General features: G+C 69.5%; 24 protein-coding genes. 9 read left to right on the top strand and 15 right to left on the bottom strand.

Annotated features, from left to right (window positions below):
• Positions 1-64: 64 nt before the first annotated feature.
• From MKK64_RS01165 to MKK64_RS01125, 9 genes are all read right to left on the bottom strand, one after another.
• Positions 65-757: an amino acid ABC transporter permease gene (locus tag MKK64_RS01165; protein WP_243931906.1), complete on the bottom strand. Its 693-nt coding sequence runs from the start codon at positions 755-757 to the stop codon at positions 65-67.
• Complete coding sequence (locus tag MKK64_RS01160) at positions 757-1,479, bottom strand: amino acid ABC transporter permease (RefSeq protein WP_147725909.1); 723 nt, start codon at positions 1,477-1,479, stop codon at positions 757-759. The genes MKK64_RS01165 and MKK64_RS01160 overlap by 1 nt, the downstream gene beginning before the upstream one ends.
• An 84-nt stretch (positions 1,480-1,563) precedes the next feature.
• Positions 1,564-2,460: a transporter substrate-binding domain-containing protein gene (locus MKK64_RS01155; RefSeq protein WP_147842271.1), complete on the bottom strand. Its 897-nt coding sequence runs from the start codon at positions 2,458-2,460 to the stop codon at positions 1,564-1,566.
• A gap of 501 nt (positions 2,461-2,961) precedes the next feature.
• On the bottom strand, positions 2,962-4,083 hold the full coding sequence (locus MKK64_RS01150) for a branched-chain amino acid ABC transporter substrate-binding protein (RefSeq protein WP_147842261.1): 1,122 nt from the start codon (positions 4,081-4,083) through the stop codon (positions 2,962-2,964).
• Between the two features lie 87 nt (positions 4,084-4,170).
• On the bottom strand, positions 4,171-4,536 hold the full coding sequence (locus tag MKK64_RS01145) for a DUF6867 family protein (protein WP_147842262.1): 366 nt from the start codon (positions 4,534-4,536) through the stop codon (positions 4,171-4,173).
• A gap of 4 nt (positions 4,537-4,540) precedes the next feature.
• Positions 4,541-5,344 (bottom strand): ABC transporter ATP-binding protein, encoded by an 804-nt coding sequence (locus MKK64_RS01140; RefSeq protein ID WP_147725912.1) that lies wholly within the window; start codon positions 5,342-5,344, stop codon positions 4,541-4,543.
• A complete protein-coding gene (locus MKK64_RS01135; RefSeq protein WP_147725913.1) occupies positions 5,341-6,219 on the bottom strand; it encodes an ABC transporter ATP-binding protein in 879 nt (292 codons plus the stop codon). Before MKK64_RS01135 ends, MKK64_RS01140 begins: the two co-directional genes overlap by 4 nt.
• On the bottom strand, positions 6,219-7,607 hold the full coding sequence (gene livM, locus MKK64_RS01130; protein ID WP_243931905.1) for a high-affinity branched-chain amino acid ABC transporter permease LivM: 1,389 nt from the start codon (positions 7,605-7,607) through the stop codon (positions 6,219-6,221). Before livM ends, MKK64_RS01135 begins: the two co-directional genes overlap by 1 nt.
• On the bottom strand, positions 7,607-8,524 hold the full coding sequence (locus tag MKK64_RS01125) for a branched-chain amino acid ABC transporter permease (protein ID WP_147842264.1): 918 nt from the start codon (positions 8,522-8,524) through the stop codon (positions 7,607-7,609). Before MKK64_RS01125 ends, livM begins: the two co-directional genes overlap by 1 nt.
• Positions 8,525-8,872: 348 nt before the next feature.
• Between MKK64_RS01125 and MKK64_RS01120 the strand changes: the two genes are divergently transcribed.
• Both MKK64_RS01120 and MKK64_RS01115 read left to right on the top strand, forming a co-directional pair.
• Complete coding sequence (locus MKK64_RS01120) at positions 8,873-10,150, top strand: dicarboxylate/amino acid:cation symporter (protein WP_147725916.1); 1,278 nt, start codon at positions 8,873-8,875, stop codon at positions 10,148-10,150.
• 69 nt (positions 10,151-10,219) lie between these two features.
• The gene (locus tag MKK64_RS01115; RefSeq protein ID WP_243931904.1) at positions 10,220-11,131 is read left to right on the top strand and encodes an amino acid ABC transporter substrate-binding protein; all 912 of its coding nucleotides are present in this window, start codon (positions 10,220-10,222) and stop codon (positions 11,129-11,131) included.
• Between the two features lie 286 nt (positions 11,132-11,417).
• Here the strand turns inward: MKK64_RS01115 and MKK64_RS01110 are convergent, their stop codons facing one another.
• Positions 11,418-12,437, bottom strand: coding sequence for a gamma carbonic anhydrase family protein (locus MKK64_RS01110; RefSeq protein WP_147842266.1), 1,020 nt, complete (start codon positions 12,435-12,437; stop codon positions 11,418-11,420).
• A gap of 142 nt (positions 12,438-12,579) precedes the next feature.
• Here MKK64_RS01110 and MKK64_RS01105 point away from each other — a divergent pair, with 142 nt between their 5' ends.
• Both MKK64_RS01105 and MKK64_RS01100 read left to right on the top strand, forming a co-directional pair.
• On the top strand, positions 12,580-13,083 hold the full coding sequence (locus MKK64_RS01105; protein ID WP_147859035.1) for a molybdenum cofactor biosynthesis protein MoaE: 504 nt from the start codon (positions 12,580-12,582) through the stop codon (positions 13,081-13,083).
• A gap of 58 nt (positions 13,084-13,141) precedes the next feature.
• Complete coding sequence (locus tag MKK64_RS01100; protein ID WP_243931903.1) at positions 13,142-14,308, top strand: AI-2E family transporter; 1,167 nt, start codon at positions 13,142-13,144, stop codon at positions 14,306-14,308.
• Positions 14,309-14,323: 15 nt separating this feature from the next.
• Here MKK64_RS01100 and MKK64_RS01095 read toward each other — a convergent pair whose 3' ends face one another.
• Positions 14,324-15,559, bottom strand: a complete 1,236-nt coding sequence (locus MKK64_RS01095) for an amidase (protein ID WP_243931902.1) — start codon at positions 15,557-15,559, stop codon at positions 14,324-14,326.
• Positions 15,560-15,767: 208 nt separating this feature from the next.
• Here MKK64_RS01095 and MKK64_RS01090 point away from each other — a divergent pair, with 208 nt between their 5' ends.
• From MKK64_RS01090 to MKK64_RS01070, 5 genes are all read left to right on the top strand, one after another.
• On the top strand, positions 15,768-16,775 hold the full coding sequence (locus tag MKK64_RS01090; RefSeq protein WP_243931901.1) for an extensin family protein: 1,008 nt from the start codon (positions 15,768-15,770) through the stop codon (positions 16,773-16,775).
• 138 nt (positions 16,776-16,913) lie between these two features.
• Complete coding sequence (locus MKK64_RS01085) at positions 16,914-17,381, top strand: hypothetical protein (RefSeq protein WP_147842583.1); 468 nt, start codon at positions 16,914-16,916, stop codon at positions 17,379-17,381.
• On the top strand, positions 17,378-18,040 hold the full coding sequence (locus tag MKK64_RS01080) for a ribonuclease T2 family protein (protein WP_147860168.1): 663 nt from the start codon (positions 17,378-17,380) through the stop codon (positions 18,038-18,040). Before MKK64_RS01085 ends, MKK64_RS01080 begins: the two co-directional genes overlap by 4 nt.
• Positions 18,041-18,106: 66 nt before the next feature.
• Positions 18,107-18,952: a 23S rRNA (adenine(2030)-N(6))-methyltransferase RlmJ gene (locus MKK64_RS01075; protein ID WP_243931900.1), complete on the top strand. Its 846-nt coding sequence runs from the start codon at positions 18,107-18,109 to the stop codon at positions 18,950-18,952.
• Between the two features lie 349 nt (positions 18,953-19,301).
• Entirely contained in the window at positions 19,302-20,012 is a 711-nt protein-coding gene (locus MKK64_RS01070; protein ID WP_243931898.1) for a hypothetical protein, read from the top strand.
• Positions 20,013-20,025: 13 nt separating this feature from the next.
• Here the strand turns inward: MKK64_RS01070 and MKK64_RS01065 are convergent, their stop codons facing one another.
• From MKK64_RS01065 to MKK64_RS01050, 4 genes are all read right to left on the bottom strand, one after another.
• Positions 20,026-21,906 carry a TniQ family protein gene (locus MKK64_RS01065; RefSeq protein ID WP_243931896.1) on the bottom strand — a complete coding sequence of 627 codons (1,881 nt, stop codon included), beginning with the start codon at positions 21,904-21,906 and terminating at the stop codon, positions 20,026-20,028.
• 8 nt (positions 21,907-21,914) lie between these two features.
• Positions 21,915-22,961: an ATP-binding protein gene (locus MKK64_RS01060; RefSeq protein WP_243931894.1), complete on the bottom strand. Its 1,047-nt coding sequence runs from the start codon at positions 22,959-22,961 to the stop codon at positions 21,915-21,917.
• Entirely contained in the window at positions 22,958-25,174 is a 2,217-nt protein-coding gene (locus tag MKK64_RS01055) for a hypothetical protein (RefSeq protein ID WP_243931892.1), read from the bottom strand. Before MKK64_RS01055 ends, MKK64_RS01060 begins: the two co-directional genes overlap by 4 nt.
• A 75-nt stretch (positions 25,175-25,249) precedes the next feature.
• Positions 25,250-25,741 (bottom strand): hypothetical protein, encoded by a 492-nt coding sequence (locus MKK64_RS01050; protein ID WP_243931890.1) that lies wholly within the window; start codon positions 25,739-25,741, stop codon positions 25,250-25,252.
• Positions 25,742-26,039 lie beyond the last annotated feature (298 nt).

The raw sequence follows: 26,039 nt of genomic DNA, 5'->3' as shown, positions 1-26,039 counted from the left end.
CGGGGGTCTTCGCGGTGGGGGCCGGCATCGGCGTCGAGGTCATAACGCGGTCCTTGTACGGCGATCAGCGGATGATGGCGACGCGGCGCTGCAGCCGGCGCACCAGGAACGAGGCCGAGAAGCACACGGCGAAGTAGACGACCGCGGCGAACAGGTACATCTCGACCAGGCGCCCGTCGCGCTGGGCCACCTTCGAGGCTGCCCCCAGGAAGTCGGTCAGCGACAGCACGTAGACCAGCGAGGTGTCCTGGAAGAGCACGATCGTCTGCGTCAGCAGCAGCGGCAGCATGTTACGGAATGCCTGCGGCAGCACGACGGTGATCATCGTCTGCGCGTAGGTCATGCCCAGCGCGTAGGCCGCCCCGGTCTGCCCCTTCGGGATCGACTGGATGCCGGCGCGCATGATCTCGGAGAAGTACGCCGCCTCGAACAGCGTGAAGGTGATGAGCGCTGAGGAGAAGGCGCCGACCTGGATCGGGCGCGAGGCGCCGGTGAGGTAGGCGCCGATATAGGGCACCAGAAAGTAGAACCAGAAGATCACCAGCACGAGCGGCAGGGAGCGCATCAGCTCGACATAGATCTTGGCCACGTGCTTCAGGCCGGGCACGCCCGAGAGGCGCGCCATCGCTAGGAGGGTCCCGAGGATGACGCCCATGCCGGCGGCGAGCGCGGTCAGGGTGACGGTGAAGACCATGCCTTGACCGAACAGGTAGGGCAGCGATCCGAAGACGACGCCGAAATCGAAGTTCGAGAACATCAGCGCTGCCCGGGAACCGCCACGCTGCGCTCCAGGAGGGACGCGAGCAGGATGACGACGAGGTTGATGAGGACGTACAGGATGGTCGCCGCCGTGAACGCCTCGAACACCTGGAACGAGAATTCCTGCATCGAGCGCGCGCGGGCCGTCAGCTCGAGCAGGCCGATGGTGAGGGCGACGGAGGTGTTCTTGAGGTTGTTCAGGAACTCCGAGGTCATCGGCGGCAGGATGATCCGGTAGGCGTTCGGCAGCAGCACGTAGCGATAGGTCTGGTAGACCGTGAAGCCCATCGCCGTGCCGGCGAGGCGCTGGCCCCGGGGCAGCGACTGGATGCCGGCGCGGACCTGCTCGGCGACGCGGGAGGCGGTGAAGAACCCGAGGCAGACGACGCCGGTGTAGAACGGGGCGTTCGGCAGCTGCTTCAGCGCGTTGCCCCACGCCTGCGGCAGCACCTCCGGAAGCACGAAGTACCATAGGAACATCTGCACCAGCAGCGGGATGTTGCGGAACAGCTCGACATAGGCCGTGCCGACGGCATTGGCGCCCTTGGAGGGCAGCGTCCGCATCACGCCGATCAGCGAGCCGAGAAAGAAGGCGATGATCCAGGAGCAGAGCGCGGTCGCGATCGTCCAGACCAGGCCCGAGAGCAGCATGTCGGCGTAGGTGCCGGTGCCTTCGGGCGATTGTTCGAAGAAGATGCCCCAGTTCCAGTTGTAGTTCATCGCCCGCGCTTCACCGTTCTCGTTCGTTCGATCCGTGTCGCGGATCCCGGGCGGCAGCGCCGCCCGGGATCCGCCGGCTCAGGCTCAGTAGGCGGCCGGGTCGGCGCTGTCGCTCGGGCTCTTGAACTGCTTGGCCATCGCCTCGCTCATCGGAAGCTTGAGGTTGATGTTGCGCGGCGGGATCGGCTTCTCGAACCACTTGCTGTAGAGCGCCTTGCCCTCGGGGCTCTCGTACAAAGCCTTCGTCGCGGCATCCGCCACCGCCTTGAACGGCGCGTCGTCCTTGCGCAGCATGATGCCGTAGGGCTCGGGCTTCGACAGGGCTTCCGTCGAGATCTCGTAGGCGTCGGGGGTCTTGGAGCCGGCGACCAGCGAGGCGAGCAGCACGTCGTCCATCACGAAGGCGACGGCACGGCCGGTCTCGACCATCAGGAACGCCTCGGCGTGGTCCTTGGCGGGCAGGATCGTCAGGCCCATGCTCTTGGCGGTGTTGGCCTCGTTGATCTGCTTGATGTTCGTCGTGCCCGAGGTCGAGACCACGGTCTTGCCCTTGAGGTCGTCGATCGTGTGCAGCTTGGCGTCCTTCTTCGAGACGTAGCGCGTCGCCGTCAGGAAGTGGGTGTTGGTGAATGCCGCCTGCTTCTGGCGGTCGGCGTTGTTCGTCGTCGAGCCGCACTCGAGATCGATCGTGCCGTTGGCGATCAGCGGGATGCGGGTCGCGGAGGTGACCGGGTTGAGCTTCACCTCCATGCCCGGGAGCTTGAGTTCCTTCTTCACCGCCTCGGCGATCTTGAGGCAGATGTCCATCGCGTAGCCGACCGGCTTCTGGTCGCCGTCGAGGTAGGAGAACGGAACCGAGGAGTCACGGTAGCCGATGGTGAGGGCGTTGGTGTCCTTCACCTTCTTCAGCGTGCCGGTCAGCTCCTGGGCCTGCGCGCCGGCGGAGACCACGGCCGCGCCGAGCGCGAGGGCGACCACGATCCCGCGACGATCGAACTTGGATTGCGTCAAAACGAAACTCCCGAAACGAGCCGCACGAACATGGCGGCGTGTGGCGGACGCGCAGAAAGCGGCCGGCGCTGGCCGTGCCTCTGCAATGATGGTGCCGGAACGGGGGCGGGCGAAGCAAGCTTGGCCGATATGGTGGGGACAACTCTCGCGAGCATCGGGACCGGGTCGTCCCGCACCGTCGCGGGACCGGGACCGATTTCGGTCTTCGTCCGTAAGCGGTCTGCCCGCATGGAGCGAGGCCGTCGCGCGTCGGCGTTCACAGGTTCCACCCGGTTGTCGATCCGAACCTCGGAGCCGGGCAATTTCGCCCATGCACGGTGCAGTGTGCACGTTTCGTGAGCGGGCGCACCGGGAATCCGGGGTTCGGCGACGATTATGCCTGGAAAGCCGCCAATCTGTCTCGCCGCGTGGGCATGAAAGAGCCGCCCCGCGCGGTGCGGGACGGCTCGGACGCGGCGACGCGAGGACGCGCTACTTGGTCAGCTCGTTGCCGGCGTAATCGATGTTGCCGGCCGCGTTCTTCTTCCACTGGTACATCACGTAGTCGGGCTTCGTGATGTCGCCCTTCTTGTCGTAGGCGATCGGGCCGACGACGGTGTCGACCGGCTTGCCCTGGTGCAGCCAGTCCGCGAGCTTCTTGCCGTCGGTCGACCCGGTCTCGGACATGGCCTTGGCCAGCACCTGGACCGCGGCGTACGAGTAGAGGGTGTAGCCCTCCGGATCGATGCCCTTCGCCTTGAAGCCGGCGAGCGCGTCCTTGGCGTTGGGGTTCTTGCGCGCGTCCGGCGGGAACGTCGTCAGCGTGCCCTCCGCCGCCGGCCCGGCGATCGCCACCAGCTCCTTGTCGACGAGGCCGTCGCCGCCCATCAGCGGCGCCTTCAGGCCCTGATCGCTCATCTGGCGCAGGATCAGGCCGGCTTCGGTGTAGTAGCCGCCGAAGTAGACCACGTCGATCTTGGCGGATTTCAGCTTCGACACGAGCGCCGAATAGTCCTTCTCGCCCGGGTTGATGCCCTCGTAGATCGCGTCCTTGCCGCCCTTGGCCTTCAGCGCCTTCAGGGTCTCGTCGGCGAGGCCCTTGCCGTAGGGGGTCTTGTCGTGGACGAATGCGATCTTCTTGCCCTTGAAGTGCGTCGCGAGATACTCGCCCGCGACCGCGCCCTGCTGGTCGTCGCGGCCGCAGGTGCGGAACACGTTCCAGAGGCCGCGCTCGGTGAACTTCACCGCCGTCGAAGCCGGCGTGACCTGGATGATGCCGGCGTCCTGGTAGACGTCGGAGGCCGGGATCGAGACGCCGGAATTGTAGTCGCCGACCACCACCTTCACGCCGTCGGAGGCGAACTTGTTGGCGACCGAGACGCCCTGCTTCGGATCGGACGCGTCGTCGCCGACGAGGACCGAGAACGTCGTGCCCTTCACCGCCCCGGACTTGTTCAGGTCCTCGACGGCCTGGGTGGCGCCGTTCTTGAGCTGCGTGCCGATCGCGGCGCTGTTGCCGGTGATCGGCGCGGCGATGCCGAGCTTGACCTCGGCCGCCTGGGCCGCCGCGAGCATGGCACCGAGCCCGAGGCCCGCCAGTAGTAACGCTCTCATCTCAAATCCCCTTGGTTGTGATCTGAATTCGGACCGTCGGCGCCGGGCAAGAATCGTGCGCTCGGCACGCGCGCGCGCCGAATGCGATCACGGCCCGCCGGCCGCCGGCTCGCGTGTCCGCCACGTCAGCGGCGAAGTCCGCTCGTAGAGCCAGCGATACTGGGTCGTCATCTGCCGCGTCCGCGTCCAGCGGTAGCCCGCCGCGCCGACGATCATGACGACGATGGCGTCGACCGCATAGTATTGGGCTGACAAAAGCGTGCCGCCGAATAGCGCGAAGTGGATGAATCGCACCGCCGCCGCCACCGCGAGGAGCGCCGGCACGATCTGCCAGAACGGGCGCCATGCCTTGGCCAGGCCGCGGGCGGCCATCCACCCGGCCCAGCCGCCCATCGCGACGGTGACGAGGAGGAAGAGGCCGATCGACTCCTCTTCGTAGATCAGGCCCTGCATCGCGTCAGACCTCCACCGGGGCGCCGTGGCCGCCCTCGAGATAGGCGGCCTTGATCGCGGGGTCGGCGAGCAGCGCCCGGCCGGTGCCGCTCATGGTGATGCGCCCGTTGACCAGCACGTAGCCGCGATGCGCCAGCTTCAGCGCGTGGTAGGCGTTCTGCTCCACGAGGAAGATCGTCATGCCGTCGCGCCGGTTCAGGTCGCGCACCGCGTCGAAGATGCCCTTCACCACCAGCGGCGCGAGCCCGAGCGAGGGCTCGTCGAGCAGCAGGAGGCGCGGCCGGCTCATCAGCGCGCGGGCGATGGCCAGCATCTGCTGCTCTCCGCCGGACATGGTGCCGGCGCGCTGGGTCAGGCGCTCCTTCAGGCGGGGGAACAGGGCGCAGACGCGCTCTAGATCCTGGGCGAAGTACCGCCCGTCGTGGAGCGCGGCGCCCATCTGCAGGTTCTCGTGCACGCTCATGCGCGGGAAGACCCGGCGGCCCTCCGGCGACTGCGCGATCGCGAGCCGCGCGATCTCGTGGGTCGGCAGGCGGGTGATGTCGCGCCCGTCGTAGGTGATGGTGCCTTCGCGCGCCTGCGGCGCCCCGAAGATCGTCATCATCAGGGTCGACTTGCCGGCGCCGTTGGCGCCGATCAGCGTGACGATCTCGCCCTCGGTGACGTCGAGATCGACGCCGCGCAAAGCCGCGACGCTGCCGTAGTAGGTCGAGACGCCGCGCACCGCGAGCAGGGTCTTGGCCGGAGCCTTCCCGGCCGCGAGCGCCCGGGTCTCCTCCACGAGCACGTTGATCCCGGCGACGCTCAAGCCTCGACCTCCAGATGGGTGACGGTGAGGCCGACCTCCGCCTCGACGGCCTCGACCTCCTCGTCCTCGACGCCAAGATAGGCGGCGATGACGCGCGGGTCGGCCCGGACCTCGCCGGGGGTGCCGTCGGCGATCTTCACGCCGTAATCGAGCACGACGACGTGGTCGGAGATCTCCATCACCACGGACATGTCGTGCTCGATCAGCAGCACGGAGGTGTCGTGCGCGTCGCGGATGTGGCGCAGCAGCGCGTTGAGCTCGCCCGATTCGCGCGGGTTGAGGCCGGCGGCCGGCTCGTCGAGGCAGAGCAGCACCGGCTCGGTGCACATCGCGCGGGCGATCTCGAGCCGGCGCTGGGCGCCGTAGGGCAGGTCGCCGGCGGGGTCGTCGGCCCGCTCGATCAGGCCGATGCGGACGAGCCACTCCTTCGCCCGCTCGATCGCCGCGGCCTCGGCCCGGCGGTAGACCGGCAGGCCGAGCAGCCCGAGCACGGTCATGCCCGACGCCCGCATCAGCGGCGCGTGCTGGGCGACGAGAAGGTTCTCCAGGACCGTCATCCCCTGGAACAGGCGGATGTTCTGGAAGGTGCGCGCGACCCGGCCGATCCGGTTCACGGCATGGTTCGGCAGGCGCTCCAGCAGATGCTTCGAGCCGTCGGCATGGGCGAGCGTCAGCATCCCCTCGGTCGGCTTGTAGAAGCCGGTGATGCAGTTGAAGACGGTGGTCTTACCGGCGCCGTTCGGCCCGATCAGCGCGGTGATGTCGCCGCGGTGGGCCTGGAACGACAGGTCGCCGACGGCCGTCAGCCCGCCGAAGCGCATGGTCAGGTGGTCGACGGTCAGCACGGCGTCGGCGCGGGTGGTCGGCTCGGTCATCAGCCGTGGCCCTCGCTGACATGCGCGCCCGAGATCGCGCGGCGCTCGCCCAGCGCCACCGAGGGCGTTCGCTCCGAGATCAGCCCGCGCGGGCGCCAGACCATCATCGCCACCATGGCGAGGCCGAACAGCAGCAGGCGGTACTCGTTCGGGTCGAAGCCCTGGCCGAAGACGGACTTCAGGAAGCCGAGGTTTCGCAGCATCTCGGGGCCGCCGACCATCGCCACCGCGGCGATGGCGACGCCGACCTGGCTGCCCATGCCGCCGAGCACCACGATCGCCAGGATGATCGCGCTCTCCAGGAAGTTGAAGCTCTCCGGGGAGATGAACCCCTGGCGCACGGCGAAGAACGAGCCGGCGAAACCGCCGAAGGCGGCGCCGAGGGCGAAGGCCGTCAGCTTCGTCGTGGTGGTGTTGATGCCGAGCGAGCGGCAGGCGATCTCGTCCTCGCGCAGGGCCTCCCAGGCGCGGCCGATCGGCAGCCGCCGCAGCCGCAGCGTCACGACGTTGGTGATCAGGGCGAGCGCGAGGATGAGGTAGTACAGGAACACGACCCGGTGCATCGAGTCGAAGGTCAGCCCGAAGCGGGCGGCGAACCCGTCCTCGCCCGCGGTGAAGGGGATGCCGAAGAAGGTCGCGCGCGGGATCGACGAGATGCCGGCGCCGCCACCGGTGACGTCGACCCAGTTGATCAGGACGAGGCGGATGATCTCGCCGAAGGCCAGCGTCACGATGGCGAGGTAGTCGCCGCGCAGGCGCAGCACGGGGAAGCCGAGCAGCATGCCCCACAGGGCGGCGAACAGGCCCGCGAGCGGCAGGCAGATCCAGAACGACAGGCCGAAGGTGGTGGAGAGCAGCGCGTAGGAGTAGGCGCCGACCGCGTAGAAGGCGACGTAGCCGAGATCGAGCAGGCCGGCGAGGCCGACGACGATGTTGAGGCCCCAGCCGAGCATCACGTAGGTGAGGATCAGGATGCCGAGGTCGATCCAGTAGCGTCCCTCCCCGAGGCTGCCGCTCGCGAGCGCGGCGACGACGGGCAGCGTCAGCGCCACGCCGATGAACAGCCACAGGGCCAGCATCGAGACCCGCTGCCCGGCATTCGGCATGCCGGCGACGGCTTCCGTCGCCTGGGACCGCGAGGGCCTGAGCGCGCGGCGGGCGTCGCGGCGCATCAGGACCAATCGCTGCGCGAGGCGGGCCAGGAAGATCGCGGCGCAGAGCCCGGCGACGAGAATCCAGCGCGGCGTCAGCTCGAGCCCGCCGGTGGGGCCGGCATCGGTCCGGAAGCTGACCACGGGCACGCAGAGCGCGAAGGCTCCGAGCGCGTAGATGGCGGCATCCTTCAGGATGCCGGTGAGGCCGTCGGCCCCGCGGGTGGCAGCGGCCATCAGACCTTCTCGACCTCGGCGCGGCCGAGAATCCCCGACGGCATGAAGATGAGCACCACGGCGAGGATCGAGAACGCGGCCACGTCCTTGTACTCGATCGAGAAATAGGCCGACCAGAACGTCTCGATCAGCCCGATGATCAGGCCGCCCAGCACCGCGCCCGGCAGCGAGCCGATGCCGCCCAGCACCGCGGCAGTGAAGGCCTTCACGCCGGGTACGAAGCCGTCGGAGAAGGAGACCACGCCGTAATACATCAGGTAGAGCACGCCCGCGACGGCCGCGAGCGCGGCGCCGAGCACGAAGGTCAGCGAGATCGTGCGGTCGACGTCGATGCCCAGCAGCGCCGCCATCTTGCGGTCCTGCTCGCAGGCGCGCTGCGCCCGGCCGAAGGGCGTGCGCTGGACGAGGTACCAGAAGCCGGTGAGCAGCACCGCGGTCACCGCCATGATCAGGCACTGCTTGTAGGACAGGAACACCTGGAACCCGTCGGTCTCGAACAGGGTGATCCCGCCCGAGAGCATCGGCGGCAGCGGCTTGTTGCGCGCGCCCTGCGTCACCTGGACGAAGTTCGAGAGGAAGATCGAGACCCCGATCGCCGAGATCAGCGGCGCCAGCCGGAACGACCCGCGCAACGGCCGGTAGGCGACCCGCTCGATCGCCCAGCCCCAAAGCGCGGTCAGCACCATCGAGACGACGAGCACGATCAGGAAGGCCAGGGCGATCGAGGAGACGCCGAGCCAGGCGGTGAGGATCAGGAAGCCGATCAGCGCGATGAAGCTCGACACCATGAAGACGTCGCCGTGCGCGAAGTTGACCATGCCGATGATGCCGAACACCATCGTGTAGCCGATCGCGATCAGGCCGTAGATCGACCCGAGCGTCAGCCCGTTGATCAACTGCTGTACGAAGACATCCATCGCGTGTCCGTCTCTCTCGCCCGCGGCCGGCGGCGCATGGCGTATGGGGCAAGGCCGGGCAGGGCAAGTCCCGAACCGGCAGATCCCGGACGCGCAAGTCCCGTACCGCACGAGCGGCGCCGCCGCCACACCGTGCGACGCCCCTCAACCGCAACCGGCCGCGCCCGTGCCGGAGCATAGCCCTCGGCGCGACGAAAACGCCACGCCGGAAAATCCAATCCCCGCGAAAAACAAAAGTCGCGGACCCACGGATTAAACCGTCCTGGCCGCTTGCGCATGGCGCGCTTCCTGCTTCACATTCGTTAACGCGAAGTCTCGTGCCGGCTCGCTTTCGCCCAGGAGTTCCCGATGACAGGTTCGCGGCTGACCACCTTGATCTTCGTCGGGATGCTGCTCGGCATCGTCGTCGGATACCTGTGCAGCATCACCTGGCCGGACCCGCAGACCTCCAAGGAGATCGCCGGCTACATCGCGCTGATCAGCGACATCTTCCTGCGGCTGATCAAGATGATCATCGCCCCGCTCGTGTTCTCGACGCTCGTCGTCGGCATCGCCCATCTCGGCGACACCGCCAGCGTCGGCCGCGTCGGCGGCAAGGCGCTGCTGTGGTTCGTCGGCGCCTCGTTCTGCTCGCTGATGCTCGGCCTCGTGCTCGTCAACATCATGCAGCCCGGCCACAACCTGAACCTGCCGCTGCCCGACGTCGGCGCCGGCACCGGCCTCAAGGCGGCCTCGCTGTCGCTGAAGGAGTTCGTCACCCACCTCGTGCCCAAGAGCGCGGTCGAGGCGATGGCCAACAACGAGATCCTGCAGATCGTCGTGTTCTCGATCTTCTTCGGCGTGGCGCTCGCCGCGCTCGGCGAGAAGGGCGCGTTCCTGGCCAAGGGCATCGAGGGCCTCGCCGACGTGATGCTCAAGGTCACCGGCTACGTGATGCTGTTCGCCCCCGTCGCGGTGTTCGCGGCGATCGCGGCGACGATCACCACGCAGGGCATCGGCGTGCTGGTGACCTACGGCAAGTTCCTGGTCGAGTTCTACATCGGGCTGGGCGTGCTCTGGGGCGCGCTCATGGGCGTCGGCTTCCTGCTGCTCGGCGGAGCCGGGATCAAGCGGCTGTTCAACCTGATCAAGGAGCCGTTCGTGCTCGCCTTCTCGACCGCGTCGAGCGAGGCGGCCTACCCGAAGATGCTGACCAACCTCGAGCAGTTCGGCGTGCCCAACCGCATCACCTCGTTCGTGCTGCCGATGGGCTACTCGTTCAACCTCGACGGCTCGATGATGTACTGCACCTTCGCGGTGATGTTCATCGCGCAGGCTTACAACATCCCCCTCACCTGGGGTCAGCAGCTGACGATGCTGTTCCTGCTGATGGTGACCTCGAAGGGCATGGCCGGCGTGCCGCGCGCCTCGCTCGTCGTGATCTCGGCGACGCTGACGCAGTTCAACATCCCCGAAGCCGGGCTGCTGCTGATCATCGGCATCGACCAGTTCCTCGACATGGGCCGCTCGGCCACCAACGTGCTCGGCAACAGCATCGCCACCGTGGCCGTCGCCAAGTGGGAGGGGCAGCTCTCGACGAGCGACCAGCGCCTCGACCACGTCGGCGCCGTGGCGGCGGCCGAGTAGGCGGTCGTCCGATCCGGGGCCGGCCGCTGGTCCCGATCCCTTCCCGCTGCCCGGATCAGGAGTTTCGCGATGGCGTCAGGCACGGTGACGGCGGCGTTGGCGGCGGGGCTGCTGGCGATCGCGGGGCCTGCGGGCGCGGTCGACGTTCTCACCGGCTCCCTGAAGACCATCGCCGCGAAGGGCGAGGTGGTGATCGGCTATCGCACCAGCTCGGTCCCGTTCTCCTTCGTCGAGGGCAAGCAGGCCGACGGCAGCCCGCGCCCGATCGGCTACGCGATCGACCTCTGCGGCGAGATCGTCGACGAGATCGGCCGCGAGACCGGACGCACCGACCTGAAGGTGCGCTACGAGCCGGTGACCTCCGAGACGCGGTTCGCGGCGGTGTCCGGCGGCAAGGTCGATTTCGAATGCGGCTCCACCACCGCCAACGCCGAGCGCCGCCGCACGGTCGCGTTTTCGCCGGTGACCTTCATCAGCGCGACGAAGCTCCTCGTGGCCCGGGCCTCGCCGATCGCGTCCTATCGCGACCTCGGCGGCAAGAAGGTCGTGGTCACCGCCGGCACCACCAACGAGGCCGCCGTCCGCGACATCCTCGCCAAGCTCAAGCTGCAGGCCGAGATCCTGAGCGGAAAGGACCACGCGGAATCCTATGCCATGGTCAAGGACGGCCGCGCCGACGCCTTCGCCACCGACGACATCCTGCTCTACGGCCTGATCGCCAACGATTCCGCCGATGGCGCGAAGTACACGGTGCTGCCGGACAAGCTGTCGTTCGAGCCCTACGGCATCATGTTCCGCAAGGACGACCCGGAGATGGCGGGCGCCGTCGCCGCGACCTTCGCGCGGCTGGCCGAAAGCCGCGAGCTGCGCTGGACCTACGAGCGCTGGTTCCTCAAGCGCCTGCCGAACAGCGAGCGGCTGAACGTGCCGATGTCCAACGACCTGCACACCAGCTTCCAGCTGATCGGGCTGGAGGATTGAGGTCGGTCGCTGAGGGTTGGTTGCCGCAATTGCCCGTGGCCGATGACCGTTAGGCCGGCCCGGCGATAGGCAGGGCTTACTATAGAACGTCGTTTTCCACCACGCCCCGTCATCCCGGGGCGCCGCAGGCGAGCTCGGGATCCTGAACCGCAGGTCGTGCTTCAGCTTGCGCCATCGGCGGCTCTGGATCCCGGGTTCCGCAACGCAGCCCCGGGATGACGGAGCGTGGTGGATCCAAGCGGAGCCCTGCCTTGCCCGACGACGCACGTCCCGGCGCAACGCAAGCTCACCCCTGCCCGGCCTCGGCCTTGCGGTACTCGCGCCCGTGCTCGCAGTAGCCCTCGACGATGCGCACCATCATCGCGCGCTTGTCGGCATCGAGCGGGCCGAGGATGCGGGCTGGGCGGCCGCCCCAGAGATAGCCGCCCTCGAGCAGCTGGCCGGGATCGGTGGTGGCCCCTGCGGCGAGCATGACGTCGTCGGCGATCACCGTGCCGGGCGCGACCGTCGCGCCGATGCCGATCAGCGAGCGGGCGCCGATGCGGCTGTCGCCGATGCGGACGTTGTGGCCGATCGTGGTGTCGCGGCCGATGACGACGCCCTCCCCTCGGGTGCGGATCACCGTGTTGTCCTGGATGTTGGTGTCGGCGCCGACCACGATCGGCCCGACCTCGGCATGGAGGTCGCACGAGAACAGCACGCTAGATCCGGCGCCGAGCCCGACGCGGCCGCGGATGCGGGCCGTGCTGGCGACGTAGACCGTCTCGTCGACCTCGGGCGGGTCGCCGGCGGCGACCGCGGCCGGATCGCCCGCGGCCTCGCGCAGGCGCTCGGCGCGCTCGTCGATCTCGGCCCGATCGATCGGGCGCTGCGGCTTGGCCGGGCTGCCGGCGTAGACGAAGCCGCCGGCGAGCTGGGCGCGCGGAAACACCGTCGCGCCGGCCTCGATCACGACGCCGTCGCCGACGCTCGCCCCGTCGAGGATCACCACGTCGTCCTCGATCACCACGTCGGACCCGACCGTGCAGGCATGAACCACGCTGTTGCGCCCGACCGTGACCCGGTCGCCGACGCGGGTGCCGTGGGTGAAGGTCGCGATGTGGACGGTGGAGCGGTGGCCGAGCCAGAACCGGTCGCCGAGCGTCACCGGCTGCCCGTCGGCGCGGATCACGCCGTCGTCGCCGATCCAGGCCTGGCTGCCGAGGCGGACGGCGCCGATCGCCGTGCTGCCGCGCCCGCACCAGACGGGGCGGCTCGCGAATTCCGGCAGGACGCCATCGTAGGGCAGGATCAGTTCAGGCGTCACGTCTTCGTCCTTCGGCGCGGATCGGCCGCCCCCCGCGGGGAGCGGGCCGATATGCCATATAGGCGCAGGCGGTGGCCGAGTCAGGCGCAAGCGTGTTTCGTCGTCACGCCGCCGTCACCCGCGTTGCCGCGATGAGAGACCGATGCCCGCTGCTTCCCTGCCCTCCGTCAGCATCCAAGCCGAGCCCTTCGACGTCGCCGCCGAGATCGACGCGCTGAACGCGCGGCTCGCCGGTCGCGCCGGCGCGGTCGTCACCTTCACCGGCCTGTGCCGCGACGAGGGCGGCCGGCTGACGGCGCTGGAACTCGAGCATTATCCCGGCATGGCCGAAGCCGAGATCGGGCGCGTGGCAGCGGCGGCCGAAGCGCGCTGGCCGCTCCAGGCGGTCCGGGTGATCCATCGCTACGGCCGCGTCGCGCCGGGCGCGGGCATCGTGCTGGTGCTCACCGCATCGAGCCACCGCGTCGCGGCCTTCGAGGCGGCGAGCTTCCTGATGGACTACCTCAAGACGCGCGCCCCGTTCTGGAAGCGCGAGCATCTCGTCGACGGGACCACCGGCGGTTGGGTCGAGGCGGCGGAGGCGGACGACGCGGCCGCCGCGCGCTGGGCCGCGATCCTCGGTGCAGAGGCGGCGCCCGAGGGTTGACCCGGGCGGCGCGGGGGCGCTCGTGAGCGCCGACGCCGCACCAGTTTCGAAGGACGACATGGCCGAACCCAAGACCGAAGCGTTCGCCGGGCCCGTCGGCCCCTGGCGAGGGACGCTGCCGCTCGCCGCATCCGGCATCGCCGTGGTGTCGTTCGTGGCGCTGCTGGCGCTGGCCTGGATGTCGGTGGCGACGCTGTTCCTGGTCTTCGCCGGGGTGCTCCTCGGCGTCTTCCTCGACGGGCTGACCCGTGGCCTCGGCCACGTCCTCCCCCTGCCCCGCGGCCTGCGGCTGACGATCGCCAGCCTCGCGGTCGCGGCGGCGGCCATCGGCCTGATCGGCTTCGGCGGCGCGACCGTGGTGCAGCAGGGGCGCGACCTCGGCCAGACGATCAAGAGCCAGGCGGGCACGCTCACGTCGTGGCTGTCGTCCTACGGCATCGACCTGCCGATCCTCGACTCCGTCGGCGGCCCGGACGGCAAGGGCAAGGACGAGAAGCCTGCGCCCAAGGCCGACGACAAGAAGCCGGAAGGCCTCGGCGGCCTCGCCTCGAGCGCGATCAAGAGCCCGGGCTCGCTCCTGTCGGATGCGGGCAACGTTCTGGGCCCGGCGGCGGCGGTGATCATCGGGCTGTTCAGCGCGCTCGGCAACGTGCTGGTGATCGTCTTCCTCGGCCTGTCCTTCGCCGCCGATCCGGCGAGCTACCGCGACGGGGTGCTGCGCTTCATCCCGCCCAGGAAGCGCGATCGCTGGTCGAAGGTGCTCGACGGGGCCGGCGAGACGTTGCGGCATTGGCTGTTCGGCCAGCTCATCACGATGACGGTAATCTTCCTGTGCATCTGGGGCGGCCTCGCCTTCCTCGGCATCGGCGGCTCACTGATTCTCGGGCTCCAGGCCGGCCTGCTGGCCTTCGTGCCGACGGTGGGACCGCTCGTCGCCGGCGTGATCATCCTGCTGGCGAGCCTCGCCTCGGGGGTGAACGCGCTGCTCGGCGCGCTCGGCGTCTACCTGCTGGTGCAGTGCCTGGAGAGCTACGGGCTGACGCCGTTCATCCAGAAGCGCGCCCTCGACATCCCGCCGGCGACGATCTTCGCCGGGCAGCTCGTGCTCGGCGTGATCTTCGGCCTGTGGGGCATCGCGCTGGCCCTGCCGATGATGGCGGTGATCAAGGTGCTGCTGGAGCAGCTCTACGTCGAGGACACGCTCGGCGAGGACGCCACCGTCTGACGCGCTGTGGGCGCCCTACCGTTCCAGGGCGCCCTCGATCATCGCGGCGACGGCGAGGGCCCGCCCGTCGTCGCCGAACCGGGCGATCACCTGCACGCCGACGGGCAGTCCGTCCCCCGGCACCGGCACGTTCACGCAGGGCACGCCCATCAGCGTCCACAGGCGGTTGAAGCGGGCGTCGCCCGTCGAGGCCAGCGTCCGCGGCGCGAAGCCGGGGGTCGAATAGGTCAGGATCGCGTCGAAATCCGAGAACAGCGTCTTCAGCAGGCGCCGCGCACGGTGCGCCTTGCGGCGGGCGTCGTCGTAGGCGGCCGCGTCGAGCCCCTGCGCGGCGTCGAGCTGCGGACCGAGCCGCGGGCTCAGGGCGTCGCGATGGTGGGCGTATTCCCAGGCCAGCGCCTGGCGCGCCTCGAAATCCTGGACCGTCCCGTGGCTCTCGAACGCCACGGCGAACTCCGCCGGCAGCGCGAAGTCGCGCACCAGCGCGCCCGCGCGCTCGGCCGCCTGCCGCGCACGGTCGAGCGCTCCTTGCGCCTCGGGCGCCGGGGCTTCGGCGTAGTCCTGCGTCACGACCATGACCCGCGGCGTGCCGGGCACGGTGCCGCCGAGGTCGATCGCCGGACGGCCGGCGATCAGCGCCAGCGCGTGGGCGACGTCGCCGATGCCGGCCCCGAACAGGCCGAGCGTGTCGAGCGCCCACGAGAACGTCTTCACGCCCACCGTCGGCAGCAGCCGGAACGACGGCTTGATCGCGGCGCAGCCGCAGAAGCTCGCCGGCCGGATCACCGAGCCGCCGGTCTGGGTGCCGAGGGCCAGCGGCAGCATCCCGGCCCCGACCGCGGCGGCGGAGCCCGCCGAGGAGCCGCCGGGCGTGTGGTTCGAATCGTGCGGGTTCGTGGTCTCGGTCGGGTCGACGCTGGCGAAGGGCGAGGTCGTGGTCTTGGCCAGCGCCACCGCGCCCAGCGCCTGGAGCCGCATGACGATGGCGGCGTCGGCCTTCGGGCGCCAGCCGTCGTAGATCGGCGAGCCCATCTGCGTCGGCATCGCGGCGGTGTCGATGATGTCCTTGACGCCCACCGCGATCCCGGCGAGCGGCCCGACATCGGTGACGGCGGGCGCGGGATCGGTGACGACGGTGGCGCGCACCACCGGATCGCGCGCGAGGATCGCCTCCTGCGACAGGCGGATCGCGCCCTCCGGCGTGAGGGTGCCGGCTTCGATGCGGCGGCGCAGGTCGACCAACGAGAGCATCACGCGTCCTTGACTTGAGGGCCCTTCGCGAAGGCCGCCGGTTCCGGGGCGGGTCCGACGACGACCGCCGCGGGCGCCGGTGCAGGTTTCGTGCGCGGATGCGCGGAGGCCCGGCCGGCGGTGCCGGGGGCGTAGCACGCGCAAGGCCCCGCCGCGACGGCGGCAGCGTTAGCATCGCGTTTACGCGTCCGTGATCATTCTCCGCGTCATGTGGCGTAGCGTTCTCGCATTCTCCGCCCTTGCGCTGTTCGGCGCGGGGCTCACCGGCTGTGCGATCAACAAGTTTGAGCGCCGCGACGCCTGGCGCGACCAGGCGGAGCAGGTGTGCCTGGCCAAGAAGCTCGTCGAGCCGACCGAGTTCGTCGTCCCGTCCAAGGAGATCGACGGGCCCGGCCCCTGCGGCATGACGCAGCCGTTCCGGGTGACGCGGCTCGGCGGCGGCGCCGTGGTCCTGAAGCAGCGCATGACGCTCGGCTGCCCGGCGCTCGCGGAAGCCGAAGCCTGGCTCGCCGACACGATCCAGCCGGCGGCGAACCTGTATTTCGGCCAGCCGGTCGCCGAGATCAACGCCGGCTCCTACGCCTGCCGCGGGCGCAACAACCAGGTCGGCGCCAAGCTGTCCGAGCATTCCTTCGGCAACGCCATCGACGTGATGTCGTTCAAGCTCGCCGACGGCTACGTCATCACCGTCAAGGGCGGCTGGCGCGGCACGGAGGCCGAGCAGGGCTTCCTGCGCGAGGTCTTCATCGGGGCCTGCCAGCGCTTCACCACCGTGCTGGCGCCCGGATCCAACGTGTTCCACTACGACCACATCCACGTCGACCTGGCGCGCCACGACCCGCGCGGGCTGAAGCGGATCTGCCAGCCGCTGATCAAGTTCACGCCACAGCTCGGCTCGGACAGCCCGCGGCCGATGTCCCGCCCCCGCCCGCCCGAGCGCCAGCCGGCGCCGCCGCAGGCCCCGGTGGATATCGAGGAGGACGATCCCTACGGCGCGACGCCGATGTCCCGGGCCGCCAGCCCGACACAGGTCGCCCGCGCGCCCGCCCGGCCGGCGGCGCCCTCGGCCTACGCCTCGGCCCCGGCGCCGCGCCCGCTTCCGGCACGTCCCGCGCCCCGCGTCGCGGCGGCCTTGCCGGAGGAGGACGTGGGTGGCGGTTCCGAGGAGCCGCTCTCGCTCGCCGCGCCCGGGCTGGCGTCGGGGCCGATCTACTGAGCGTCACCCGGCCGGCGGGTGTGCCTCCCGTGCGCCACCGGCCCGCGAAAGCGTGGCCGGACGGGTCGTCCGGCTTGACTTGAGCGTGCCCCGGGCCATCGTCCCCGGATGCAGGACAACACGCGGAAAGCACCCGCCATGCGCTCGAACGCCGTCTCCGTCGCTTTGGGCGTCGGCCTCATCCTCGCCGGCTGCCTGCAGCCGGCCTTCGCCCGCTCGGCGCGGGAGGACATCGAGCCTTCCGAGGAGCGCGCCTTCCCCTTCGACGCCAACATCCCGGCCTGCCAGGATTCGAGCGTGCTGGAGAAGGTCTCGACGCAGTTCGCCGAGAAGGAGGCGAAGTTCTGGAACTCGTCCCTGACGATCGTAGCCTACGACACGATCGAGCGGACGGCGTGGCGACCGTGGGGCCTCGATTTCATCCCGCGTCGATTCTGCACCGCGACCGCGACCACCTCGGACGGCGTCCGCCGCAAGGTCGACTACTCCGTGCGCGAGAGCCTCGGCATCATCGGCGCGACCTGGGGCGTCGAGCTCTGCGTCCACGGCCTCGACCGCGACCTGAGCTACGCCTACGCCACCGCCTGCCGCATGGCGCGCCCGTGACGCGTGCCGGCCTCGCCCTGGCGGCCCTGCTGGCCGCCGGAAGCGCGCAGGCGCAGGATTACGGCGGCTTCGGCCGCGGCAACGACACGCCCGGCGGCTTCGACTTCTACGTCCTGGCCCTGTCCTGGTCCCCGACCTACTGCGAGACCGCCGGCCAGCGCGACGACCGCCAATGCGCCGCCGGGCGCGGCCTCGGCTTCGTCGTGCACGGGCTGTGGCCGCAATACACCCGCGGCTACCCGCAGAACTGCTCGGCCGTGCAGCGCTCGCCGACGCCGCAGGCCATGGAGGTCGCCGGCCAGGTCTACCCGAGCGAGGGGCTCGCCCGCTACGAGTGGCGCAAGCACGGCACCTGCTCCGGCCTCGATCCGACCGCCTACTTCAACGCCGCCCGCACGGCGCGCCTGGCGGTGACCATCCCCGACGACCTCAAGACCTCGGGTTCGGAGCGCCGCCTGGCGCCGATCGAGATCGCGCGGCAGTTCGTGACCGCGAACCCCGGCTTGCGGCCGGACATGATGGCGGTGTCCTGCGCCCGCGGGCAGCTCCAGGACGTGCGGATCTGCTTCACCAAGGACCTGCGCGGGTTCGCCGCCTGCCCGGAGGTCGCGCGCGGCAATTGCCGCGCGCCCGAGATCACGGTCGGCGCCGCGCGCTGAGCCTTTTCGGCGGATTCGGGGTCCGACGGCTGGACCCGGGCCGCCGGATCCGCTTGATCGTCCGTCATGAACTATCGCCACGCCTTCCATGCCGGCAACTTCGCGGACGTGCTCAAGCACCTTGTGCTGACGCGGGTGCTCGCGCATCTCGGCCTCAAGCCGGCGCCCTATCGGGCGATCGACACCCATGCGGGCCTCGGCTTCTACGACCTCACCGCGGACGAAGCCGGGCGCACCGCCGAGTGGGTCGACGGCTGGGGACGCCTCGACGACCCGTTTCCGCAGGCCGTGGAGGATCTGCTTGCCCCCTACCGCGCCGCGGTCGCCGCGGTCCGGGCGCGCCACGGCGCCACCACCTATCCCGGCTCGCCGGCGCTGATCCGCGAGTTCTTGCGAGCCGAGGACCAGGGCGTGTTCGTCGAGCTGCATCCCGAGGACCACGCGGTGCTGCGCGAGCGCTTCAACGGTCACGCCCGCACCAAGGTGCTGCACCTCGACGGCTGGACCGCCCTCAACGCGATGATCCCGCCGCCCGAGCGCCGCGGGCTCGTCCTGATCGACCCGCCCTACGAGGTGCCGGGCGAGATCGACCGGCTCGGCGCCCATCTGGCCCGGGCGGTGGCGAAGTGGCCGACCGGCGTGTTCCTGGCCTGGTACCCGATCAAGACCCTCGCCGCCGTCGACCGCATGGTCGCCGCGCTGAACGGCGCCCTGACCCGCCCGGCGCTCCGCCTCGACCTGATGATCGACCGGCCCGACGACACGCGGCTCACCGGCAACGGCCTGATCGTGGTCAACCCGCCCTGGCGCCTGGCGGAGGAAGCCGCGCTGTTCATGCCGGCCTTGGCCGAACGCCTGGCCCGCGGCGCGTACGGCGCGTTTCGCTGCGAGGCGATCGGGACGGTTGCTTGAAGTCCGTCGGATCCGCCCCGCATCCGAGACCACACCTCATCCCGAGGTGCCGCAGCGACGCGGAACCCTCCAAGGCGCCCTTCAGAGGCCGCCGAGCGGTCCGGAGGCCTCCTTCGAGGACCGATCGCGCGGCTACCTCAGGATGAGGAGGAAGATGGGATCGACCGGCATCGACCTCACTGATAGCCGACCCAATGTTGCGCGCTGAGCCCTTAGGCGGGCATGGGCGTTAAGCACCATAGTTACACGCTCTTGTCACCAATGAACCGCACCAATGTCGAGGGCCTGCGCAACCTCACGTGCGACGACCCTTCAAGCGGTTTGTGAGTTGCAACCTCGGACCTGAGAATTGCTCGACCGGTCGGCGCTTTCGCCGAAGACGGGACGGGGCATCGCCATGGGCTACAAGCATAGACATCCGCAGAACCGTGCGAAGGCGGCGTCCCTGCTCGTCAAGTTGAAGGGCCAACTCGTGGACGTGACGGGCGTTCAGGTCGAAGCCTTGAGCAACGTCTACGCCGCCGCCGAGGCGTACTGGCAGCTATCCAAGGCGTCCGGGGTCCACCTCTATCAGGAAGGCGGAGGCTGGCATGCCGACCTTGAGTTCAAGGGGCTGCCGCCTGGCGTTCCCACCATCGTCGGCACGCCGGAGCCCGTTCCCACGCGGGAGGAGGCCATCGAGAGCGTGGTCGGGATGATGTCGATGTGCGCCCAGCGCGACAACGTCACTCCTCCGGACCCGGCGACTGGCTTGCGCTGGTTCCGGTTCGACGACCACCAGGTCCCGGTCGATCCGGGAATGCTGGAGCACTTCGTTTCCCGCGTCCCGGTGGTCGCGTTCGACGCCGACCATATCCGGAAGCAGCTCGACCTGCTTCGGGCCGACATCTCGGGCGACGCCCCGGTCACGGCCGAGGCTTGGGCGGCGGCTGAGTTCCAGCTTCGGTACGACGCGTGCCGTATGTGCTGCGCCGCCATGGCCTTCGGCATCATGCAGGTGTCGTACGATCCGTCGGTCGACCTCGACCTCGTCTCGGCGTCCGCCCCGGGAATGCACTGACCGCGGCTGGCGGTCAGGCGGCATCGACCGTCGACCGGCAGGCCGCCAGGTCGCGGCGTCGGTAAAGCTTCATCCGGACGCGGTCGTATGGCGCCGCGTCCGCGATGCCGACTTCCGCGAGCCGGCGGAGCGCTTTCTGGGGCGCGAGGCCGAGGACGGCGGCCGCCTCCTGAAGGGTGACGTACTCCAAGGCGAACGCCTCGACGCTCGCCCTGGTCAACGCCCTGACCGACCGCGGATCGCGCGGGCGGTATCCCGGCGACCATTCCAGCATCCCCGCCCTGACCAGGCACCACAGCTTCTTCGGGTCCACGCCGACCAGCATGGCGGCCGCCTCGGGCTCGCTGACCTCGTCGGCGGAGCCCTTCCCCTGGATGACCCCGAGGATCTCGTCGCGGTCGATCAGGAGGTCGCCGTAGCGCCGGCCGGTCGTATGGCGTCCCACCCATGCGAGCCGGTCGTCGAGGATGAGGTTCAGGATCTCGACGGTGCCGACACGCAGGCCGGGAGCGGCGCGCTCGACCGTCATCCGCGGCTCGGCCGGATTGGCCACAGGCACGGCGTTTCGGAACAGCCTCGCCATCAAGGCATCGACGTCCGGGCGCAGGAAGCGGCGCTTCGAGCCCGCGTTCCGCTCGGCCTCGGGCAGGACGGCCAGCAATCCCGCCTCCTCAAGGTGCCCGACCTGCTTCACCGAGAACCCGGTCCTGGCCGCGACGTCCTTGGCCGTAAGGTGGTCCTCGACGGTCGCGACGACCTTCCCGAACTCCGCGACGGTGATCCAAAGCCGCCGACCCTCCGCGACGGCCTCGGCTCCCACCAGCCGGAGCAGTCCGACGTCCGAGCGAGAGCTCGAAAAGGCGGCACTCCTTTGCGTGTGCATGCGCCGCTCGTCCAGCCGGACGCCGAGGAAGGCCGTGCCCGGGCTTATGGGGAGCCTGGAGAAGGCATGCTCCCGCAGGACATGGCGGAATTTCTCGTACGCGAGATCCTTGGAATTCGCCCGCAGGACCGCGTGGACGCGACCGTAGACCTTGCCGTGGCCGACGGAGCCGCGCTTTCCGAAGCTGTGACGCCCGACGATGCCGTCGAGGGCGCCTTCGACCGCTTCGGGTCCCAGCGCGGCGACGCGGTAGCCCTCCTCGGTGGCCCGCGCGAGGTCCGCCATGCCCAGGTCCGAGGGATGGGTTCCCGGACCGTGGAGGACCGAGATCCCGAGCGCCTCGCAGAAGGCCGAGGCGGCATTGAGGGGCACGTCGTCCAGCCAGTTGCCAGGATCGCCCGCGCCGTCGAGCCTGGCGGCGAACCAGGTCACGAAGGCGGTCCCGGTGGTGGACGCTGCCTCGGCCCGGAGGCGGTCCAACGCGGGGAGCACGCGGCTTGCCACCGTCGCCGAGAAGTCCTGGCCGGCCCGGAGCGTCGCGTCGGCCTCGACGTGCAGCAGGACGGTCCCGTGATGGCTGCAGACCCTGACCGGTTCGAGCACCCATTCGAGCCTCGACCACGGCCGGGCCCTTCTCGGTCCCTCGAACCGGGCGAGGTCGTCGGCGACGCAGTGCGGGCAGACCCGCGTCGCGGAGGTCAGGACCGATCCGGGCGGAAAGCGGTGGCCGGCGACCTCGGCGGCCTTCTCGCCGACGGCGTGCGAAGGGGTGTACCGACCGAGGTCCAACCGATTGGTGGGCGTCGGCCGGCGCAGGTTCGCCAGGGCGTCCAGGGCGCGACCGTCCCCGCGTCCCAAGGCATCGATGTCGATGCGCATGTCCCTGAGGAGGCTTCGCAGGTCGACGCCGTTCAGGGCGGCGAGGCGGGCCGCGTAGCCCATCGCCGGCTCCCTCGGCTGCAAGGGATGCCCGAGGTTGAGGAAGGTGCCCTGGGACGGACGGGCGTTCACGTCGCCGTTCACGACGAGCGGGCCGGCGCGTCGTCGATGGTCAGGAACGAGCCTTGGCGCAGGCCACGCCAATGTTCCGCGAGGAACGGGTTCATGTCGTCCTGGCCGTAGGCGAGGGAGCGGCGCTCGAAGGCGACGGCGAAGTGACCCGTGGTCAACCGCGCCTTCTTCCAATGAAGCGCTTCCTGCAGCGCGCCTTCCACGAGCTGACAGATCCGGGCGTACCGGTGCCGCGCCGCGAAGGCCAGACGCTCGGGCAGGTCGGTGGCAGCCAGGTGGTCCGACGCGATGCCGACCGGGTCGCCCATCTGAGAGAGGATGTCGATGACGAGGTCCCTCTCCTCGGGCATCGCCACATCGGCGAAGCGGATGAAGTTCCCGCGGCGCTCGACCTGGTCGTCTCCGATGGGCAGGCCTAGGACCTCGGGCAACCCGGAGAACACGAACGCGATTGGCCACTTCGTGTCGATGGCCACGCCCTTGATGGCGTTCGACAGTTCCTCTCGGTCGGATTGCGAGGCGTTCCTCTTGAGGAGGTGCTGGGCCTCGTCGATGTGGACCAGGAACACGCCTTGCGACTGCAGGTGCCCGGCCATCCCGTCCCAGACCTCTCCGCGTCCCGTCTTCATGGCGAGGCCGTATCCGGCTTCCCGGATGATCTGCAGCCCGACGAGGCGTGGGGGCGCGTAGCCCTTGAGCTTGATCGAGACGTAGCGCGGCGCGAGGCCATACGGCGTCCGGACGGGTCGCAGCGCCTCGTGATCGCGCAGCAGGCGCCCGATGGCGGCCGTCTTGCCGGCCCCGCTCGCCCCGACGAGGAAGAAGCAGTCCGCCTCCTGCCGTGGCAGGCGGCGGGTCGCCACGTACCGCTCCAGGTAGCGGTTGAAGCCCGTGAGGAGGGCGTCGTCGCGGTCGCACGCGACGTAGACCGACTTCACCTTCTCCAGGCCGTCGATCACGCGCCGGCTGCCCTCGGGCATGCCGGCGCTGACGCCCTTGAAGTAGTCGTCCTCGTCCATGGCGTGTCGGGCGGTGGCTTGGGTCTGGGCGCTCATGAGCGTTCCTCGTCGCGGTAGCGGTTGATGGACTTGCGGTTGGAGGGCTTCGTCGGGTCGGCGACGCGGCCGGAGCCGGGCTTCCTCGCGACGGACACGCCGAGGGTGTCGGCCTCGTCCGCGGCGGACATCGGCGCGCCCTCGGGCTTCGGCCGAGGCATGCATGCCCGGTCGCCGCCGCGCTCCAGCCGCTCGAAGAAGGCGAGGTGCTGGTCGTTCGTCATGATGTCGGACGGGACGCCCGCGCGGATGCGAGCCTCCTCCGCCGCCCGCTTGATGAACTGTCGGGATTCGTACCTGACGCTGCGCTTGGCGGCGTGCTCCTCGGCGGCGAACCGCTTGATCTCGTCGTTGAAGTGCTGGAGCCTCGTCAGCGGCACGCCGCGAAACTCATTTGCCTTGAACTCCATGAAGTGGCCCTTGGCGCCGATGGCGCGCCGGGCTTCCTCAGGGACGAGGACGAGCATGGTGCCGAGGTCGTTGGGATTGATGACGCCGGTCAGCTCGCCGCGCCCGATCACGCCGAGTAGGACGCCCATCTTCGGATGCTTGTAGTGCACGTGCATGAAGGTGATGCCCGGTGGGCGGATACGCAGGTTCCGCTTGCGAATGCCGAACGCCGCGTGCCGCTGCACCTCGTCCGGCGCGGGGAGCAAGTCGTTGGACGACCGTTCCCAGGCCGAGAGCGGGCTCATTCCGGAGAGGCCGGAATGGGGACGGAGGTGGTAGTCGTCGACGATGAAGCGGACGATCAGGAGCTCGATTTCGTGGGCCATGAGGCTGGCCAGCCCCTCGGCCTCGTAGTCGCCGCGCTTGACCACGTTGGCAAATGCCTGGCCGGTGAACATCCGGCAGAACCGCTTGAAGGTCTTGAAGAACGCCTCGATGTGTCCGCGCGAGGTCGGATTTCCGCCGGGGTAGCGATGGGTGATGTTGACGCGACCGACGGTGTCGCGGAAATCCCCCTCGAAGGCGGGTCCACCGTCGGTCGCGATCTCGCGTGGCCTCGCCGTCATGTTCCATTCGGAGGTGGCCTTGGCGAGCTTGGCCCAGCCCGACTTGTCGATGAACATGGAGTGGAGGGCGCGCCGGGACCCCATGGTCGAGGGCTTGCCGGGCGTGACGTTCAGGGCGACGATGCACCGGGTGACGATGTCGATGCCGGCGGTGACCGTGCAGCGGACCTTGGGGTCGACCTTCCTGGCGGCCTCGCGCGCCTTCGGGGTCATCGCATCGTAGACCTCAGCGTCGTTGAGGACGGCGAAGAGGTCCATCTCCCAATCGTCCATCTCGACGCGGCCCATCCGCTCGATCACCTCAAGGCCGTCATAGGTCCGGAGCCCCTGCCCGACCGGCGCGTACTTGCGACCGGCGACCTCCTGCCCGAGCCGTCCGGCGTCCACGACCATCGGCGCCATCTTGTTGACGCGGCGTCGGACGGCCCGTTCGTTCACGGACAGCTGGGCGTCCTTGGGCAGTTCCCTGTTGCGCTTCCGGATCTCGGCATCGACGTCCATGAAGACGTCGACCTTGGCGGGAGCGCCGCGGCTGGCGTAGTCGTCGACGTGCCGCTCGATGATCTCCAGGACCCTGCCGTCCAGCTGTCGCCGGTTCCCGCACCGGTGGTAACCCGGCTTGAAGGCGCTGGACCGGAACTCGGCGTCCTCGTACTCGGCCAGCCATTCCCTGAGGGTCGTCGGGCCGGGATAGTCGTAGGTCTTAAGCTTCTGGCCTGCGCTCCTCCGGCCGGCCGGACGCGTCATCCGATAACGGTCGAGGTACCAGCGATGCACGGCATCGCGCTCGCGTTCGATGAACGCCCCGAGGCCCTTCTGCGACAGGGTAGGCCTCTTGTCGTGGCCATCGAGGCCGGCGCGGGCGCGGTGGTAGCGCGTGCACCACTCGACCTTCCAGGCGATGTCGCGAAGCTGGGCGTCCGTCAGGTCGTGCAGGAGCAGGTCGTCGTCGCGGAGGGCGAGGTCCCTGGCGGCCACCGAGAAGTAGTTCTCGTCGACGGCGATGAGCTTGGCGTCCCGCATCTCCTGCTGGCGCTTGTCGGTGAGATGCCACGCGTCGTCGTCGTCGACGAGCATCTCGCCGTCGACGACGTGCATCAGCACCCATGCCTGCCCTAGGCGTTCCGCGGGCCGGTAGCACTCGCCGTTCCGCCGAACGCGGTCGTTGAGCCCAAGGTAGATCCGTGTGTTTGGCATGTATTCATCTTTCCTTTTCGAGCGCAGGGAGGATGTCCGTTGAGGACATCCTCCCTGCGCGAGCTGCAGGGTCTGTTAAGCGGCGTGGTTAGCGAGGATTAGGCTCGACCCGTTGGTTAGCGGAGTGTCCATGTGGAGACGCTCGCCGGGCGGGTTCCTGAGTAGTCCCGCCGGGATGAGGGCGAAGGCAGCCCTCATCCCCCTGACGCCGTATCCGGACGCCTCGCCGAGGCCTGCGGCGGTGACGGTCCCGGGCAGGTTCGGGAGCGTCGCGCGGACCGCCTCCCAAGCCTCGCGGTCCTCCTGGGCGCCGCAGCGGGCGATCAGGCTGGCGTTCTCGACAGCTACGGGACTGAGACCCTCGAAGGTCACCAGCCTGAAGTCATCGGCGACATCGGCGGTGTCCTGGTCGCAGATGAGCTGCAGCTTGGCCCAGGTGTCGTCCTTCTCCGCCGACTTCTTCGTGTCCTTGACCGCGTAGGCCTTGCGATGGCCGCAGCGATGCTCGACGACGACATCGATGAAGTAGACGTGCCAGATGCCGTCTCGCTTGTACTCGACCTTCACCTGCTCGCGGATCGAACGGACGGTCGAGAACGAGCTGAGGACCGTGATGACGGTCCGTTCGGACTCGCTGTCGAAGCCGTGCGTCTTGCACCGGACCGGATCGGGCAGGTTCCCCGCCGAGGGTCCCCGCTTCCGCGACCGGGGCTTCCGGCCGGGATCCGTCCAGGGGTAGTCGATGCCGACGAAATCGGGAGCCGCTTGCGCGACCGTTCCCGTGTCTCCCTTTGGCCGGGACTAGCCTGTCACCCTTTGGGGGCGAGGATCACCGCCGGGGAGAACAGGGTCGGGCGACCGGCGC

Source organism: Methylobacterium sp. E-025, assembly GCF_022829705.1.
Classification (GTDB): Bacteria; Pseudomonadota; Alphaproteobacteria; order Rhizobiales; family Beijerinckiaceae; genus Methylobacterium.
The sequence above is the reverse complement of the archived record's forward strand: the minus strand, read 5'-3'. Positions and strand labels throughout refer to the sequence as shown.

What these genes read in the sequence shown, in the direction of transcription:
- MKK64_RS01165 (WP_243931906.1), bottom strand. Translation starts at nt 757, where the DNA reads ATGTTCTCGAACTTCGATTTCGGCGTCGTCTTCGGATCGCTGCCCTAC.
- MKK64_RS01160 (WP_147725909.1), bottom strand. Translation starts at nt 1,479, where the DNA reads ATGAACTACAACTGGAACTGGGGCATCTTCTTCGAACAATCGCCCGAA.
- MKK64_RS01150 (WP_147842261.1), bottom strand. Translation starts at nt 4,083, where the DNA reads ATGAGAGCGTTACTACTGGCGGGCCTCGGGCTCGGTGCCATGCTCGCG.
- MKK64_RS01145 (WP_147842262.1), bottom strand. Translation starts at nt 4,536, where the DNA reads ATGCAGGGCCTGATCTACGAAGAGGAGTCGATCGGCCTCTTCCTCCTC.
- MKK64_RS01135 (WP_147725913.1), bottom strand. Translation starts at nt 6,219, where the DNA reads ATGACCGAGCCGACCACCCGCGCCGACGCCGTGCTGACCGTCGACCAC.
- livM (WP_243931905.1), bottom strand. Translation starts at nt 7,607, where the DNA reads ATGGCCGCTGCCACCCGCGGGGCCGACGGCCTCACCGGCATCCTGAAG.
- MKK64_RS01125 (WP_147842264.1), bottom strand. Translation starts at nt 8,524, where the DNA reads ATGGATGTCTTCGTACAGCAGTTGATCAACGGGCTGACGCTCGGGTCG.
- MKK64_RS01120 (WP_147725916.1), top strand. Translation starts at nt 8,873, where the DNA reads ATGACAGGTTCGCGGCTGACCACCTTGATCTTCGTCGGGATGCTGCTC.
- MKK64_RS01115 (WP_243931904.1), top strand. Translation starts at nt 10,220, where the DNA reads ATGGCGTCAGGCACGGTGACGGCGGCGTTGGCGGCGGGGCTGCTGGCG.
- MKK64_RS01105 (WP_147859035.1), top strand. Translation starts at nt 12,580, where the DNA reads ATGCCCGCTGCTTCCCTGCCCTCCGTCAGCATCCAAGCCGAGCCCTTC.
- MKK64_RS01100 (WP_243931903.1), top strand. Translation starts at nt 13,142, where the DNA reads ATGGCCGAACCCAAGACCGAAGCGTTCGCCGGGCCCGTCGGCCCCTGG.
- MKK64_RS01095 (WP_243931902.1), bottom strand. Translation starts at nt 15,559, where the DNA reads ATGCTCTCGTTGGTCGACCTGCGCCGCCGCATCGAAGCCGGCACCCTC.
- MKK64_RS01090 (WP_243931901.1), top strand. Translation starts at nt 15,768, where the DNA reads ATGTGGCGTAGCGTTCTCGCATTCTCCGCCCTTGCGCTGTTCGGCGCG.
- MKK64_RS01085 (WP_147842583.1), top strand. Translation starts at nt 16,914, where the DNA reads ATGCGCTCGAACGCCGTCTCCGTCGCTTTGGGCGTCGGCCTCATCCTC.
- MKK64_RS01075 (WP_243931900.1), top strand. Translation starts at nt 18,107, where the DNA reads ATGAACTATCGCCACGCCTTCCATGCCGGCAACTTCGCGGACGTGCTC.
- MKK64_RS01060 (WP_243931894.1), bottom strand. Translation starts at nt 22,961, where the DNA reads ATGAGCGCCCAGACCCAAGCCACCGCCCGACACGCCATGGACGAGGAC.
- MKK64_RS01055 (WP_243931892.1), bottom strand. Translation starts at nt 25,174, where the DNA reads ATGCCAAACACACGGATCTACCTTGGGCTCAACGACCGCGTTCGGCGG.